Origin of the sequence: Janthinobacterium sp. 35 (assembly GCF_002754575.1) — a bacterium.
In the GTDB taxonomy this organism is placed as follows: Bacteria; Pseudomonadota; Gammaproteobacteria; order Burkholderiales; family Burkholderiaceae_D; genus Janthinobacterium; species Janthinobacterium tructae.
Window position 1 is genome coordinate 2,765,580 of sequence record NZ_PEFN01000001.1, and the last position, 15,561, is coordinate 2,781,140.

Annotated in this window: 13 protein-coding genes; all 13 read left to right on the forward strand. The window is 60.9% G+C overall.

Annotated elements, in window-relative coordinates:
* Positions 1–47: 47 nt before the first annotated feature.
* The 13 genes from CLU93_RS12340 (at position 48) to CLU93_RS12400 (ending at position 15,551) form a co-directional block, all read left to right on the forward strand.
* A complete protein-coding gene (locus CLU93_RS12340) occupies positions 48–1,184 on the forward strand; it encodes a PAS domain-containing sensor histidine kinase (RefSeq protein WP_099761500.1) in 1,137 nt (378 codons plus the stop codon).
* 137 nt (positions 1,185–1,321) lie between these two features.
* Entirely contained in the window at positions 1,322–2,002 is a 681-nt protein-coding gene (locus tag CLU93_RS12345; RefSeq protein ID WP_099761503.1) for a response regulator transcription factor, read from the forward strand.
* Between the two features lie 155 nt (positions 2,003–2,157).
* Positions 2,158–2,865 (forward strand): transposase, encoded by a 708-nt coding sequence (locus tag CLU93_RS12350; protein ID WP_099761506.1) that lies wholly within the window; start codon positions 2,158–2,160, stop codon positions 2,863–2,865.
* Between the two features lie 194 nt (positions 2,866–3,059).
* A complete protein-coding gene (locus CLU93_RS12355) occupies positions 3,060–7,760 on the forward strand; it encodes a glutamate synthase-related protein (RefSeq protein WP_099761509.1) in 4,701 nt (1,566 codons plus the stop codon).
* A gap of 69 nt (positions 7,761–7,829) precedes the next feature.
* Complete coding sequence (locus CLU93_RS12360; protein WP_070290321.1) at positions 7,830–9,293, forward strand: glutamate synthase subunit beta; 1,464 nt, start codon at positions 7,830–7,832, stop codon at positions 9,291–9,293.
* Positions 9,294–9,533: 240 nt separating this feature from the next.
* Positions 9,534–10,343, forward strand: coding sequence for an ABC transporter ATP-binding protein (locus CLU93_RS12365; RefSeq protein ID WP_099764359.1), 810 nt, complete (start codon positions 9,534–9,536; stop codon positions 10,341–10,343).
* Positions 10,340–11,125: a lipid asymmetry maintenance ABC transporter permease subunit MlaE gene (mlaE, locus tag CLU93_RS12370; protein ID WP_096232637.1), complete on the forward strand. Its 786-nt coding sequence runs from the start codon at positions 10,340–10,342 to the stop codon at positions 11,123–11,125. The genes CLU93_RS12365 and mlaE overlap by 4 nt, the downstream gene beginning before the upstream one ends.
* A gap of 79 nt (positions 11,126–11,204) precedes the next feature.
* Positions 11,205–11,675, forward strand: coding sequence for an outer membrane lipid asymmetry maintenance protein MlaD (gene mlaD, locus CLU93_RS12375; protein ID WP_096232635.1), 471 nt, complete (start codon positions 11,205–11,207; stop codon positions 11,673–11,675).
* Positions 11,672–12,556, forward strand: a complete 885-nt coding sequence (locus CLU93_RS12380; RefSeq protein ID WP_099761512.1) for an MlaA family lipoprotein — start codon at positions 11,672–11,674, stop codon at positions 12,554–12,556. The genes mlaD and CLU93_RS12380 overlap by 4 nt, the downstream gene beginning before the upstream one ends.
* A 72-nt stretch (positions 12,557–12,628) precedes the next feature.
* Entirely contained in the window at positions 12,629–13,264 is a 636-nt protein-coding gene (locus CLU93_RS12385) for an MlaC/ttg2D family ABC transporter substrate-binding protein (RefSeq protein WP_099761515.1), read from the forward strand.
* A 52-nt stretch (positions 13,265–13,316) separates the two neighbouring features.
* Entirely contained in the window at positions 13,317–13,664 is a 348-nt protein-coding gene (locus tag CLU93_RS12390) for an STAS domain-containing protein (RefSeq protein WP_099761517.1), read from the forward strand.
* 211 nt (positions 13,665–13,875) lie between these two features.
* Positions 13,876–14,793, forward strand: coding sequence for an ABC transporter ATP-binding protein (locus CLU93_RS12395; protein WP_099761519.1), 918 nt, complete (start codon positions 13,876–13,878; stop codon positions 14,791–14,793).
* Entirely contained in the window at positions 14,790–15,551 is a 762-nt protein-coding gene (locus CLU93_RS12400; RefSeq protein ID WP_099761522.1) for an ABC transporter permease, read from the forward strand. The genes CLU93_RS12395 and CLU93_RS12400 overlap by 4 nt, the downstream gene beginning before the upstream one ends.
* Positions 15,552–15,561: the final 10 nt, after the last annotated feature.

The following is a 15,561-nucleotide window of genomic DNA, read 5'->3' on the forward strand; positions in this document are numbered from 1 at the left end:
GCCGCACGCTTATACTTGGCGCATTCAATTCTCGCCAGGCATAAAGCATGCTGACCTTCCTGCCCTTTTTCCTCTTGCTGCTTGCCGGCGCCATCCTCATGGCGCTGCGTTTCGTCCAGTTGCGCCGCGCCCTGTTGCGCGCGCGGGCGGGCGAAGCGCGGTTCCGCCTGCTGGCCGACCACGGCCGCGACGCGGCCTTCCTGCTCGACGCCACTACCCTCGAATTACTCTACATCAGCCCCACCGCGCAGCGCCTGACGGGCCATGACTTGCCCGTCTTGCGCGAGCACGCGGCGCGCCTGGCGCAAGACGTGCCGGCCCGCTTGCAGCGCTGGCGCGCTGGCGACACCAGCCGTTTGTCCCTGCTGCGCGAAGTGGAACTGCCGCACGCCGACGGGCATCTGCTGGCGCTGGAAATCAGCTCGACCATCGTGCCTGCCGCACCGGGTCGGGGCGAAACCGTCGTGGGCACGCTGCGCGATGTCAGCGCCATCCAGGCGCAGGAAGCCGAGCGGGAAAAGGAGCAGAAGCGCTTCGCCTCGATGCTGTCGCATGAGTTCCGCACGCCGCTGGCGACCATCGACGGCGCCATCCAGCGCCTCGTCTCGACGTCGAAAGACGCCGACGAGGCCACGCGCAAGCGCTATGTGAAAATCCAGACGGCCGTCGACCGTTTGTTGGCCATGATCGACGACTATCTGTCGCCCGAACGCATGGCGGCGCTGGGCCGCGAGCGGGCCGCCGACGGCATCGCGCCGCTGGCCTTGCTGCAGCAGGCGGCCGCCACCGTGCCCTTCAGCCACACCGTGCAGCTGGAACTGGACGAGGACTTGCCGGCCCGGCTGCGCTGCGACGTGCCCGGCATGGCCCTGTGCCTGAAGATCCTGCTGGACAATGCCGTCAAGTTCAGCCCGCCTGGGAGCAGCATCACCGTGTCGGCCAGGCTGGTGCCCGAGGGCGGCGTGGCCCTGTGCGTGCGCGATGCGGGAGCCGGCTTGCGGGAAGAAGAACTGGCCCAGTTGTTCGCAAAAGGTTTCCGTGGAATCGATGCCACGCATCCCGGTGCGGGCCTGGGCCTGTACATGGCGCGCGCCGTAGTGGACGTGCATGGGGGGAGTTTGCAAGGGCATAATCTGCCCGAAGGCGGGGCGCTTTTCCGCATTTGGTTGCCGCTTCCTGTCTAGACAAGGAAAAGCCTTGCTTCCGCTGAAGGCAACCGTGATAATTCCTTGACGTAAACCTATTGTGCCGTCCATCATGGTGCAGAAGTGAATGGCATGGTTTGCCCACGGTAGCTCACTAACGGAAGAATGGCGTTGCAATGACGAAAATACTGATCGTCGAAGACAATCTGGAGTACGCCGAAGACATGGCGGAGTTTCTCGTTGAGCTCGAGCATGAAGTCCATATCACCAGCTCCGCTGGCGGGATGTGGACGGCGTTGAGCCATGGCAATGTCGGCGTGGTGGTGCTGGACCTGGGCTTGCCTGACGAGGACGGCTTCAACGTCATCCCTCGCATGCGCCAGCTGTATCCGCAAATTGGCGTGCTGGTGCTGACGGGGCGTGTCGCTTTCGACAGCCGCATCCTGGGTTTGCGCCTGGGCGCCGACCATTATCTCACCAAGCCGATCAAGTTTCCCGAACTGGCCGCCCACATCGAGGCGCTCGACCGCCGCGTGGGGCCGCAAGACCCTGTGCCCGAGCCGGGCAAGTGGACCTTGAAAGTGAGCGCGCGCCAACTTGAGCTGATGGGCGCCGTCATCGCCCTGACGGAAAAGGAATTCAACTTTCTGCACTTGCTGACCATCAATACCCGCCCCGTGCCGCGCGACGTCATCGTGGCCGGCATGGGCGGCGAAGATCCCGATGCGGGCCGCCGGGTCGACATGCTCGTGTACCGCCTGCGCAAGAAAGCCAAGACGGGTCTGGGGCAGGACTTGCCGCTGCGCAGTGCGTATGGCGAAGGCTACAGCCTGTCGGCCAGTTTTAATCTGTCCTGATCGTCCCTATTGCACCGCCCGCAAGCGGGCGGTGGCATAAAAGGGACAGAGTCCAGCGTTTTTCGGCGTATTTTCAATAAAACAGGGTCAGAGTCGTGCCTTGTATGCACAAGTGTGTAAAATCAAGGCCTTAGCCTTCATTTTATGACTTTGCCATGGCCCGTTTGCCCCGCCTCATCATTCCAGCACTGCCCCATTACGTGATCCAGCGCGGCAGCAATCGCCAGCCGGTGTTCCAGGACGCGGCTGACTACGCGCAATGCTTGTCCTGGCTGAAAGCGGGCGCGAAAATGTTCAAGGTGGCGATTCACGCCTACGTTTTATTGCCTGATCAGCTACATTTGTTGGCCACGCCCAGCGATGCCACCGGGCTGGGACAGCTGATGCAGTGGCTGGGGCGCTATTACGTGCCGTATTTCAATCAAAAATACGGCCGCGAAGGTGCTTTGTGGCAGGGACGCTACAAAACGGCCGTCATCGATGCCGACAATTTCTTCCTGACTTGCTGCCGCTACCTGGAATGCGTGCCCGTGCAAACGGGCCTGGCGGCCCAGGCATTGGACCATGCATGGTCCAGCTATGCCCACCATGCCGGCGTGCGCCCCGATCCCCTCATCACTGACCATGCGCTGTACTGGGCGCTGGGCAATACGCCGTTCGACCGCGAGGCCGCCTATCTGCGCCTGTTCGAGCAAGGCCTGGGCAGCAGCCAGGTGAAAGTGGTGGAAGAGGCTGTATTGAAGGGCTGGCCGCTGGGTTCCGACGCTTTCAAGCAGGCGCTGGAGCAGAAAATGCAGCGGCAAGTGCTGCCTGCCAAGCGGGGCCGTCCCCGCAAAATCGTGGCTAACGCGGACACCAATTGAAAAGCATTCGCATTTAAAACAAAAAATGGTTTCTTTCTGACGTTTTATTGAAATGGTGGTGACTATGTCCCTATTAAATTTTTAGAGCGGCAGAATCACATTTAATTCGACTCCGACCCTAATTGTTGTAGTTGAGTTTTTTGTTGCGTTGCACTACTCTAGGTTTTCGATACTCATATGCAGCGGAGAAGCCCATGAAAGCGCAAGGCCTGTACGACCCAGCCAATGAACACGATGCCTGCGGCGTCGGTTTCGTCGCCCATATCAAGGGCAACAAGACCCATTCGATCGTCGAACAGGGTTTGCTGATACTGAAAAATCTCGATCACCGGGGTGCCGTGGGCGCCGATGCGCTGATGGGCGATGGCGCCGGCATCCTGATCCAGATTCCTGACCAGTACTACCGCGAAGAAATGGCCAAGCAGGGCGTGGAATTGCCGCCGCCTGGCGAATACGGCGTGGGCATGGTCTTCCTGCCGAAGGAACACGCGTCGCGCATCGCTTGCGAACAGGAAATCGAACGCGCCGTGCGCATCGAGGGACAAGTCGTGCTGGGCTGGCGCAACGTGCCCATCGATACGGACATGCCGATGTCGCCCACCGTGCGCGCCAAGGAACCGGTCATTCGCCAGATCTTCATCGGCCGCGGCCCGGACATCATGGTCACCGATGCGCTTGAGCGCAAACTGTATGTGATCCGCAAATCGTCGGGCCATGCCATCCAGGCCTTGAAGCTGCTGCATGGCAAGGAATTCTTCGTGCCGTCGATGTCGGCCCGTACCATTGTGTACAAGGGCTTGCTGCTGGCCGACCAGGTGGGCGTGTATTACAAGGACTTGCAGGATGCGCGCTGCATTTCGGCCCTGGCCCTGGTGCACCAGCGTTTCTCGACGAATACTTTCCCCGAATGGCCGCTGGCCCACCCGTACCGCTTGATCGCGCACAATGGCGAGATCAACACGGTGAAAGGCAACTTCAACTGGATGCGCGCGCGCGAAGGCGTGATGAAGTCGGCCGTGCTGGGCGACGACCTGCAGAAACTCTTTCCGTTGATCTATGAAGGCCAGTCCGATACGGCGTGCTTCGACAATGCGCTGGAACTGCTGTTGATGGCCGGTTATCCGATCGCCCAGGCGATGATGATGATGATCCCGGAAGCGTGGGAAAACCACACGACCATGGATGACAACCGCCGTGCCTTCTATGAGTACCACGCGGCCATGATGGAACCGTGGGACGGCCCTGCCGCCATGGCGTTTACGGATGGCCGCCACATCGGTGGCACGCTGGACCGCAATGGCTTGCGTCCGGCCCGTTACATCGTCACGGACGACGACCTGGTGGTGATGGCGTCGGAATCGGGCGTGCTGCCGATCCCCGAGTCGAAAATCATCCAGAAATGGCGCTTGCAGCCTGGCAAAATGTTCCTGATCGACCTGGAAGCGGGCCGCATCATCGACGACCAGGAACTGAAAAACACCTACGCCAACGCCAAGCCGTATAAAGCGTGGATCAACTCGGTGCGCATCAAGCTCGACGAGATCAAGCTGGCCGAAGGACAAGCCAAGCAAGACCGCGCCCAGGGTGAAAAAGAGCAGCCATCGCTGCTCGATCGCCAGCAGGCGTTCGGCTATACGCAGGAAGACTTGAAATTCCTCATGGCGCCGATGGCCGTGGCCGGCGAAGAGGCGACGGGCTCGATGGGCAATGACTCGCCGCTGGCCGTCATGTCGAACAAATTGAAACCGCTGTATAACTACTTCAAGCAACTGTTCGCGCAAGTGACGAACCCGCCGATCGACCCGATCCGCGAAGCGATGGTGATGTCGCTGGTGTCGTTCATCGGCCCGAAACCGAACTTGCTCGATACCAACAACGTCAACCCGCCGATGCGCCTGGAAGTGGCACAGCCCGTGCTGGGCTTTGACGACATGGCGCGTTTGCGCAACATCAGCGCCCACACGGGTGGCAAGTTCAAGTCGTACGAGCTGGACATCTGCTACCCGCTGGCCTGGGGCAAGGAAGGCGTGGAAGCGTGCCTGGCCTCGCTGTGTGCGGAAGCCGTCGACGCCGTCAAATCCGGCCACAACATCCTGATCGTCTCGGACCGCGCCATTTGCGCCGACCAGGTGGCGATCCCCGCGCTGCTGGCCACCTCGACCGTGCACCAGCACCTGGTGAGCAAGGGCTTGCGTGCCTCCACCGGCCTCGTCGTGGAAACGGGCTCGGCCCGCGAAACGCACCACTTCGCCTTGCTGGCAGGCTATGGCGCGGAAGCCGTCCACCCGTATCTGGCCATGGAAACCCTGGCCGAGATGGCGCACGGCTTGCCCGGCGATTTGTCGGCCGAGAAAGCCATCTACAACTACACCAAGGCGGTGGGCAAAGGCTTGATGAAGGTCATGTCGAAGATGGGCATTTCGACGTACATGTCGTACTGCGGCGCGCAAATCTTCGAAGCCATCGGCTTGAACAAGTCGCTGGTGGACAAATACTTCAAGGGCACGGCCTCGAACGTGGAAGGCATCGGCGTGTTTGAAGTGGCGGAAGAAGCGCTGCGCCTGCACGCGCTGGCCTTCGGCAACGATCCCGTGCTGATGGATAAGCTCGACGCGGGCGGCGAGTATGCATTCCGCGTGCGTGGCGAAGACCACATGTGGACGCCGGATGCGATTGCGAAGTTGCAGCATTCCACGCGCAGCAACAATTTCTCCAGCTATAAAGAGTACGCGCAAATCATCAACGACCAGAGCCGTCGCCACCTGACCCTGCGCGGCCTGTTCGAGTTCAAGCTCGATCCGACCAAGGCGATTCCGCTCGACGAAGTGGAGCCGGCCAAGGAAATCGTCAAGCGCTTCGCTACCGGCGCCATGTCGCTCGGTTCCATCAGCACGGAAGCGCACGCGACCCTGGCAGTGGCCATGAACCGCATCGGCGGCAAGTCGAACACGGGCGAGGGCGGCGAAGATCCGAACCGCTACGTGCAGGAATTGAAGGGCATCCCGATCCGCCAGGGCGACACCATGGCATCCATCGTGGGCGCCGAGCAGATCGTCGTCGATATTCCGCTGCAGGAAGGCGATTCCATGCGTTCGCGCATCAAGCAGGTGGCGTCGGGACGTTTCGGCGTCACGGCCGCCTACCTGAACTCGGCCGACCAGATCCAGATCAAGATGGCACAAGGCGCGAAACCGGGCGAAGGCGGCCAGTTGCCGGGCCATAAAGTGTCCGAATACATCGCCAGCCTGCGCTTTTCCGTGCCGGGCGTGGGCCTGATTTCGCCGCCGCCGCACCACGACATCTATTCGATCGAAGATCTGGCGCAGCTGATCCATGACTTGAAGAATGCCAATCCGCGCGCCTCGATTTCCGTGAAACTGGTGTCGGAAGTGGGCATCGGCACGGTCGCTGCCGGCGTCACCAAGGCCAAGGCCGACCACGTGGTGGTCGCCGGCCACGACGGCGGCACGGGTGCCTCGCCATTGTCGTCCGTGAAGCATGCGGGCACGCCATGGGAGCTGGGTCTGGCAGAAACGCAACAAACGCTGGTCTTGAATGGCTTGCGCAGCCGTATTCGCGTGCAGGCCGACGGCCAGATGAAGACGGGTCGCGACGTGGTCATCGCCGCCCTGCTGGGCGCCGACGAGATCGGTTTCGCCACGGCACCGCTGGTGGTCGAAGGCTGCATCATGATGCGCAAATGCCATTTGAACACGTGTCCTGTGGGCGTGGCCACGCAAGACCCCGTGCTGCGCGCCAAGTTTTCCGGCAAGCCCGAGTATGTCGTCAATTACTTCTTCTTCGTTGCCGAAGAAGCCCGTCAATTGATGGCGCAGCTGGGTATCCGCACGTATGACGAATTGATCGGCCGCGTCGACTTGCTCGACAAATCGAAGGCGATTTCGCACTGGAAGGCGCAGGGCCTGGACTTCTCGGCCATCTTCTACAAGCCGGAAACACCAAGCGGCCAAGCCTGCCGCCATGTGGAATTCCAGGACCATGCGCTGGAGAAAGCACTGGACCACAAGCTGATCGCGCAAGCGCGCGCGGCGCTGGAGAAGGGCGAACGCGTCTCCTTCATCTCGCCCGTGCGCAACGTCAACCGCACGGTGGGCACCATGCTGTCCGGCGAAGTGGCGAAGAAATATGGCCACGCCGGCTTGCCGGACGACACCATCCACATCCAGCTGCAAGGCACGGCGGGCCAGTCGGCCTGCGCCTTCCTGGCGCACGGCATTACGATCGACCTGGTGGGCGAGGGCAACGATTACGTGGGTAAAGGCTTGTCGGGCGGACGCATTATCGTGCGGCCGAATACGGAATTCCGCGGCTGGGCCGTGGATAACATCATCATCGGCAACACGGTGCTGTACGGCGCGATTGCCGGCGAAGCCTTCTTCAATGGCGTGGCCGGTGAACGTTTTGCCGTGCGCAACTCGGGCGCCACCACGGTCGTCGAGGGCCTGGGCGACCATGGCTGCGAATACATGACGGGCGGCACCGTCGTGGTGCTGGGCAACACGGGACGCAACTTTGCGGCCGGTATGTCGGGCGGCATCGCCTATGTGTATGACCCGGCCGGCGACTTTGCTACCAAATGCAACACGGCCATGGTCAGCCTGGACAAGGTCGTGTCGGCAGCGGAACAGCATCTCGACCGCGATGCCTGGCATACCCAGCACCGCGACGGCGTGCCGGAAGCCGACGAGGTCATCCTCAAGCGCCTGATCGAGCGTCACTTCAAGCACACGGGCAGCACCCGCGCCCGCGTCCTGCTGGACGATTGGGCTGCGGCGCGCGGCAAGTTCGTGAAAGTCTTCCCGAACGAATACAAGCGCGCGCTGATTGAAATGGCAGCTGACGCCGCCATGGAAGTGCAAGCCGTCGCCGCCTGAGCCAGCCGAGATGAATGTGAAGGGAGCGGCCGCGCCGCTCCCGCCAGCTAAAAATACAAAGGAACTATCGTGGGTAAAATTACCGGCTTCATGGAATTCAAGCGCCAGGACGAGCACTATCTGGAGCCTGCCGCGCGCCTGAAGAACTACAAGGAATTCGTGCTGCACCTGTCGGATGCGCAAGCCACCGTGCAAGGCGCGCGCTGCATGGATTGCGGCATTCCCTTCTGCACCACGGGTTGCCCCGTGAATAACATCATTCCTGACTGGAATGACCTGGTGTACCGCGGCGCTTATCGCGAAGCGCTCGACATCTTGCATTCGACTAACAACTTCCCGGAATTTACGGGCCGCATCTGCCCGGCGCCGTGCGAATCGGCCTGCACCCTGGGCATTCACGAAGATCCGGTCGGCATCAAGTCGATCGAGCATAAAATTATCGACATGGGCTGGGAGCACGGCTGGGTCACGCCGCAGCCGGCCTCTTTCAGCACGGGCAAGAAAGTGGCCATCGTCGGTTCCGGCCCTGCCGGCCTGGCGGCGGCGCAGCAGCTGGCGCGCGCCGGCCATGCCGTCACCGTGTTCGAGAAGAGCGACCGGGTCGGTGGTTTGTTGCGTTATGGCATCCCTGACTTCAAGATGGAAAAATCGCACATCGACTTGCGCGTGAAACAGATGGAAGCCGAAGGCGTGGTCTTCCGCACCAGCGTGCTGGTCGGCAAGGATTTCCCTGCCCACGTCAACAACTGGGCCAAGGAAACCATTTTCCCGGAAGACCTGGAAAAAGAATTTGACGCCGTCATCATGGCCGGCGGCGCCGAGCAGCCGCGCGACTTGCCCGTGCCGGGCCGCGAACTGAAAGGCGTGCACTTCGCCATGGATTTCCTGCCGCTGCAAAACAAGGTCAACGCGGGCGACAAGCTCAAGGACCAGATCAAGGCGACGGGCAAGCACGTGGTGGTGATCGGCGGCGGCGACACGGGGTCCGACTGCGTGGGCACCTCGAACCGCCATGGCGCCGCCTCGGTGGCCCAGTTCGAACTGATGCCGCAGCCGCCGGAACAGGAAAACAAGCCGCTGGTCTGGCCGTACTGGCCGACCAAGCTGCGCACCTCGTCTTCGCACGAGGAAGGCTGCGAGCGCGACTGGGCCGTGGCCACCAAGCGTTTCGAAGGCAAGGGCGGCAAGGTGGAAAAGCTGATCGCCTGCCGCGTGGAGTGGAAAGACGGCAAGATGAGCGAAGTGCCGAACTCGGAATTCGAGATGAAGGCCGATCTGGTCTTCCTGGCCATGGGTTTTGTTTCCCCTGTGCAGCAAGTGCTGCAAGCGTTCGGTGTCGATACGGATGCGCGCGGCAACGTCAAGGCGACAACGGATGGCGCCGGCTGCTACCAGACTTCGGTGGCCAAGGTGTTTGCCGCCGGCGACATGCGCCGTGGCCAGTCGCTGGTGGTCTGGGCCATCCGCGAAGGGCGCCAGTGTGCGCGCGCCGTCGATGAGTTCCTGATGGGTGCATCGCTGCTGCCACGCTAAGATTTGAGCTGGATCAAGCCAGGGCCACGGCGCGCGATGCGTCGTGGCCCTTGTTCTTTTACTCATGCCGCCGTGTGTGGCGGTGGCGCACGTGCAGGCTCGGGCTTTTTACAATAAAATATCTGACTTTCGATTCATTAGTGTTGTATTCTCCCCCTGTCCCGGGCCGTGCCAGGGGGTGTCTCAGCAGAGGTTGGCGTTTCTGCACTACAATACGCCATTAAAATAGTGAGCTTCGTCGTGCCAAATCTTGTTGAGATCCGTGATTTACACTTTGCCTATGGAGAACGTTCGATTTTATCGGGCCTTCAAATGGATTTCCCACGTGGAAAAGTTGTGGCCGTCATGGGTGGCTCCGGCAGTGGCAAGACGACCGTATTGCGCCTGATCGGCGGGCAGTTGCGCCCCAGTTCCGGCTCCGTGAATATCGACGGCCAGATCGTGCATACGCTCAAAACCGACGAGTTATATCAAATGCGCCGCAAGATGGGCATGCTGTTCCAGCACGGCGCCCTGTTTACGGATTTGACGGCGTTCGAGAACGTGGCGTTCCCCCTGCGCGAACACACGGATCTGAATGAAGAGCTGATCCGCACCCTGGTGCTGATGAAGCTGCACGCCGTGGGGCTGCGCAACGCGGCGCAATTGAAGCCGGCCGAGATCTCGGGCGGCATGGGCCGCCGCGTCGCGCTGGCGCGTGCCATCGCGCTCGACCCCGAACTGATCATGTACGACGAGCCGTTCGCCGGCCTCGACCCGATTTCCATGGGTGTGACGGCCAATTTGATCCGCAATCTGAACGATGCGCTGGGTTCCACGTCTATCCTGGTATCGCACGACGTGAAGGAGTGTTTCGCCATCGCTGATTATGTGTATTTTCTATCATCGGGCAAGATCGTGGCGCACGGCACGCCGGCCCAGATGGCCGTGTCGACGCATCCGTACGTCAAGCAGTTCGTCAATGCCGAAGCGGATGGCCCCGTACCGTTCCACTATCCGGGCAAGTCGCTGGCCGACGACCTGGGCTTGCACGCGGGAGCAGGCCGATGATCGCGCGTTTCCTGGCGGCGATCGGAGCATGGTTGCGGCGGTCAGTACAAGACCTCGGCTTTGCCGTGCGTTCGTTTTTTATCATCATCGCTTCCTCGGGGGGGCTGTGGCGCCGTCCGGGCCTGGTAATCGAGCAACTGTTTTATCTCGGCAGCCGGTCGGTGGTGATCATCGCCGTGTCCGGCCTGTTTGTCGGCATGGTGCTGGGTTTGCAAGGCTATTACACACTGAGTACCTTTGGCGCGACGCAGTCACTGGGGCAGTTGGTGGCGCTGTCCTTGATGCGTGAACTGGGTCCGGTCGTCACGGCGCTGCTGTTCGCGGGCCGCGCCGGCACCTCGCTGACGGCGGAAATCGGCTTGATGAAGGCGGGCGAGCAATTGTCGGCCATGGAAATGATGGCCGTCAACCCGATCCAGCGCGTGCTGGCACCCCGTTTCTGGGCTGGCGTGATCGCCATGCCTATCCTGGGTGGCATCTTCACGGCCGTCGGTGTCATCGGCAGTTATCTGGTCGGCGTCGTGCTGATCGGCGTCGATGAAGGCTCGTTCTGGTCGCAGATGCAGGGCGGTGTGGATGTCTGGAAAGATATCGGCAATGGTACCTATGTCAAAAGCATGGTCTTCGGTATCGCGGTGACGTTCATCGCGCTGTTCCAGGGATATCAGGCACAGCCGACACCGGAAGACGTCTCCGGCGCCACCACGCGCACGGTGGTGATTTCGTCGTTGATGGTGTGGTGGCTCGATTTCATGATGACGGCGTTGATGTTTAGCAAGTAATTACCGATCAGCCAACAATAGCTGGCCTGGGCAGGATGTTGCGCAGGCGGCAGCAAGTAAAAATTATTTAGGATTGTTTATGCAACGTAAATCTATAGATGTCTGGGTCGGCTTGTTCGTCTTGCTGGGTGTGGCGGCATTGATGTTTCTTGCGCTCAAGGCCGGCAATATGAGCTCGCTGTCTTTCAGCAAGACGTATACCATTACTGCCAAGTTCGACAATATTGGCGGTCTCAAGCCTCAGGCGCCTGTCAAGGGCGCTGGCGTGGTGGTGGGGCGCGTGGCGGAGATCCGCTTTGACGACAAGACGTATCAGGCGCTGGTGAAACTCGACATCGAAGATGGCTACAAATTTCCGAAAGACAGCTCGGCCAAGATTTTGACGGCCGGTTTGCTGGGTGAGCAGTATATCGGCCTGGAAGCAGGCGGCGATCTGACGAACCTGGCAGAGGGCGACAAGATAGCCCGTACTCAATCGGCCACAGTGCTGGAAGACCTGATCAATCAGTTCATCTACAGCAAGGCAGCGGAAGGAAAGGACAGCAAATGAGCGAGTCGACCAAACAATCCCAAGGCAGCCTGGCGCGTATCGGCCTGGCCCTGGCCATCGCCGCCAGCGTGAGCGCTTGCGCCACCGGCACCAATCCGCGCGACCCGCTGGAAGGGTATAACCGCGCCATGTTCAAGTTCAACGACACCGTCGACCAGGCGGCCCTGAAACCGGTCGCTACGGCCTACAAGAAAGTCACGCCATCGTTCGTGCAAACGGGCGTGGGCAACTTCTTCGGCAACTTGTCCGATGTGTGGAGCGCCGTAAACAACTTGCTGCAAGGCAAAGGTGAAGCGGGTTTGCAAGACGTCGTGCGCGTCAGCATGAACTCGACCTTCGGTATTCTCGGCCTGATCGACATCGCTTCGCAGGCGGGCATTCCGAAGCATAACGAAGACTTTGGCCAGACCCTGGGCTGGTATGGCATCCAGCCAGGTCCGTACGTGATGCTGCCGCTGCTGGGCCCATCGACCGTGCGTGACACGGTGGCCCTGCCGCTCGATATGACGGGCGACCCATGGCGCTACAAGGATCCGGTCAATGTGCGCAATATCGGTACGGTGACGCGCATCGTCGACAAGCGCGCTGCGCTGCTCGACGCGACCAACCTGATGGAAGCGGCCGCGCTGGACCGCTATGAATTCATCCGCGACGGCTTCCTGCAGGCGCGCGAAAGCAAGGTGTTCGATGGCGATACGGACCGCCGCGACCGCAAAGTGCCAAAAAACGACAGCAGCGATTATGCGCCGGAGTACGATGCGAAACCCCAGGCGGCCCCTGTGGAAGTCCCATCAGCGACCGCTGCGGCCGATGTGGCGCCGGCGGACCTTGTAACATCTGGTAGCAATACCGTGGCTTCCGAGGCCAGGCCCCAGGAGTAAACTCCGGTACAGAAACACCACGGCTGCGATCAACGCCAGCCGGTGCATAGCAACACCATGAAAGGTAGAACCATGAAATTGATGAAACAACTGCTGGCGATGGCGACCATCGCCTTTGCCACCGCCGCCCAGGCTGCCCCCGCGACGGAAGCACCGGACGTGTTGGTCAAACGCATCAGCCAGGACGTGATCGAGACGGCCAAGGCCGACAAGGCGATCCAGGCGGGCGATATCAAGCGCGTCACCGAATTGGTGGAAAGCAAGATCTTGCCGTACGTGGATTTCCAGCGCATGACGGCCCTGGCCGCCGGCCGCTTCTGGCGCGACGCCACGCCGGAGCAGCAAAAGCAGCTGGCCGCGGAATTTCGCACCTTGCTGATCTATACGTATTCGGGCGCCCTGTCGCAGATCAAGAATGAAACCGTGGAATTCAAGCCGCTGCGCGCCGAGCCTGGCGATACGGACGTGGAAGTGCGCTCGCAGGTCAACGTGGCGCGCGGCGAACCCATGCTCCTGAACTACCGCGTGGCGAAAACCCCGTCCGGCTGGAAAATCTATGACATCAACGTGCTGGGCGCGTGGCTGGTGGAAACGTACAAAAGCAGCTTCGCCAGCGAGATCAGCAAGGGCGGCATCGATGGCTTGATCAAGACCTTGCAGGCAAAAAACAAGGCCCTGGCCAGCCGTCCGACCGTCAAAGCCAAATAATCGGCTATCATATAGCTCCTGAACCAGCTCCAGACCAGCGCAGCCCGACGCCATGCCCGACTCTCTCGACACCTTGCAATCCCTGACTTCCCTGACCGTGCACAATGCCACTGTGGCATTGGAGCAGGGTCTGGATGCCATCCGCTCGGGTCAGACCAAGTTCGACTTGCGCAACATCAAGGCTGTCGATTCGGCCGCCGTTTCCGTCATGCTGACGTGGCAGCGCGCCGCGCAGGATGCGGGCGGCGTGCTGGAACTGAAAAACCTGCCGAACAACCTGAAAAACCTCACCAAGCTGTATGGCGTCTGCTCGCTCGTCTCGAGCACTTTGAGCGCCGACGACTGCGGCAGCGCCGACGGCCACGCCGAACGCAGCCCGTCCGACCTGCATCATCATTGATCCTGTCCCACTCCCCGCATCAGCAGTAGCTTTCAAGCCGGCAGGCCAGCAGCGCCGCCGGATTGATCTCCAAGTGTTCCACGAATTTTCCAACTATAATTGACTGTTGCGCCGCCCTCGTCTGAAGGGGGCGCCCTGCACCGGCCAGCCGGCCTGGATGTCTCCGGCAACTGGCGCATCACAACAGACGCATTACACTTGAAACAAGCACATGACCGCAATTCAAATCACGAATGTAGAAAAGAGCTATAAATCGCTCAAGGCGCTGGGCGGCGTGTCGCTGGCCATCGAAGAAGGCGAGTTTTTCGGCCTGCTCGGCCCCAACGGCGCCGGCAAGACCACCCTCATTTCCATCATCGCCGGCCTGATACGCCCCGACGCGGGCAGCGTCAAGATCCATGGCCACGATGTGGTCAAGGACTTCCGCAATGCGCGCCGCAACCTGGGCGTGGTGCCGCAGGAGCTGGTGTTCGACCCGTTTTTCACCGTGCGCGAAACCCTGCGTCTGCAGTCCGGCTATTTCGGCCTGCCGAACAACGACAAGTGGATCGACGAGGTCATGGAAAACCTTGACCTGACCGGTAAGGCCGACACGAATATGCGCGCGCTGTCCGGCGGCATGAAGCGCCGCGTGCTCGTGGCGCAAGCGCTGGTGCACAAGCCGCCCGTCATCGTGCTCGATGAGCCGACGGCCGGCGTCGACGTGGAACTGCGCCAGACCCTGTGGAAGTTCATCTCGCGCCTGAACCGCGAAGGCGGCCACACGGTCGTCTTGACCACCCACTACCTGGAAGAGGCGCAAGCCATGTGCCAGCGCGTGGCCATGCTGAAAACCGGCAAGGTGGTGGCGCTCGATACCATGTCGGCCCTGATCCGCCGCATCGCCGGCTCGCAACTGCAGCTGCACCTGAAACACGGCAGCCTGCCGGCCGACCTGCAGCACCTGGTGCTGCACCCGGAAGAACAGCAGGCGCCAAACAAGTTCAGCTTGCGCGTCAACGAATACAGCGAAGTCGAGAAAATCCTCGCCCGCCTGCGCGAAGCGGGCGTCGAAATCGATGAAATGCAATTGCAACAAGCCGACCTGGAAGATATCTTCTTGCAGATCATGGATAAAGGTACCGTATGATTTCGACAGGATTTCGCACCCTCGTCTACAAAGAGACGCTGCGCTTCTGGAAAGTGGCGACGCAAACCGTGGCCGCGCCCGTGCTCACGTCGATGCTGTATCTGCTGGTGTTCGGCCATGTGCTCGACGGCCGCGTCGAGCCGAGCCCCGGCGTCAGCTACACGGCCTTTCTGATTCCCGGCCTGGTGATGATGAGCGTGCTGCAAAACGCGTTTGCCAATTCCTCGTCCTCGCTGATCCAGTCGAAGATTACGGGCAACCTGGTGTTCGTACTGCTGACGCCCCTGTCGCACTGGGAAATCTTCTCGGCGTATGTACTCGCTTCCGTCGCGCGCGGCCTGGCCGTGGGCTTTGGCGTGTTTGCCATCACTTGCTGGTTCGCCGACCTGTCGTTTGTCGCACCGCTGTGGATCGTCACCTTCGCGTTTCTCGGCGCCGCCATGCTGGGCACCATGGGCCTGATCGCCGGCATCTGGGCGGAGAAATTCGACCAGCTGGCCGCCTTCCAGAACTTCCTGATCATGCCGGCCACCTTTTTGTCGGGCGTGTTCTATTCGATCCATTCACTGCCACCGTTCTGGCAGACGGTATCGCATTTGAACCCCTTCTTTTACATGATCGACGGTTTTCGCTACGGCTTCTTCGGCGTGTCCGACGTCAGCCCGTGGCTCAGTCTTTCCATCGTCGCCGGTTTCCTCGTGATCCTGGCGCTGGCCTCGATCCGCCTGCTGAAAAGCGGCTATCGTTTGCGTCATTAATTACGCCACT

What these genes read in the sequence shown, in the direction of transcription:
- CLU93_RS12355 (WP_099761509.1), top strand. Translation starts at nt 3,060, where the DNA reads ATGAAAGCGCAAGGCCTGTACGACCCAGCCAATGAACACGATGCCTGC.
- CLU93_RS12390 (WP_099761517.1), top strand. Translation starts at nt 13,317, where the DNA reads ATGCCCGACTCTCTCGACACCTTGCAATCCCTGACTTCCCTGACCGTG.
- CLU93_RS12380 (WP_099761512.1), top strand. Translation starts at nt 11,672, where the DNA reads ATGAGCGAGTCGACCAAACAATCCCAAGGCAGCCTGGCGCGTATCGGC.
- CLU93_RS12350 (WP_099761506.1), top strand. Translation starts at nt 2,158, where the DNA reads ATGGCCCGTTTGCCCCGCCTCATCATTCCAGCACTGCCCCATTACGTG.
- mlaD (WP_096232635.1), top strand. Translation starts at nt 11,205, where the DNA reads ATGCAACGTAAATCTATAGATGTCTGGGTCGGCTTGTTCGTCTTGCTG.
- CLU93_RS12395 (WP_099761519.1), top strand. Translation starts at nt 13,876, where the DNA reads ATGACCGCAATTCAAATCACGAATGTAGAAAAGAGCTATAAATCGCTC.
- CLU93_RS12340 (WP_099761500.1), top strand. Translation starts at nt 48, where the DNA reads ATGCTGACCTTCCTGCCCTTTTTCCTCTTGCTGCTTGCCGGCGCCATC.
- CLU93_RS12385 (WP_099761515.1), top strand. Translation starts at nt 12,629, where the DNA reads ATGAAATTGATGAAACAACTGCTGGCGATGGCGACCATCGCCTTTGCC.
- mlaE (WP_096232637.1), top strand. Translation starts at nt 10,340, where the DNA reads ATGATCGCGCGTTTCCTGGCGGCGATCGGAGCATGGTTGCGGCGGTCA.
- CLU93_RS12345 (WP_099761503.1), top strand. Translation starts at nt 1,322, where the DNA reads ATGACGAAAATACTGATCGTCGAAGACAATCTGGAGTACGCCGAAGAC.
- CLU93_RS12400 (WP_099761522.1), top strand. Translation starts at nt 14,790, where the DNA reads ATGATTTCGACAGGATTTCGCACCCTCGTCTACAAAGAGACGCTGCGC.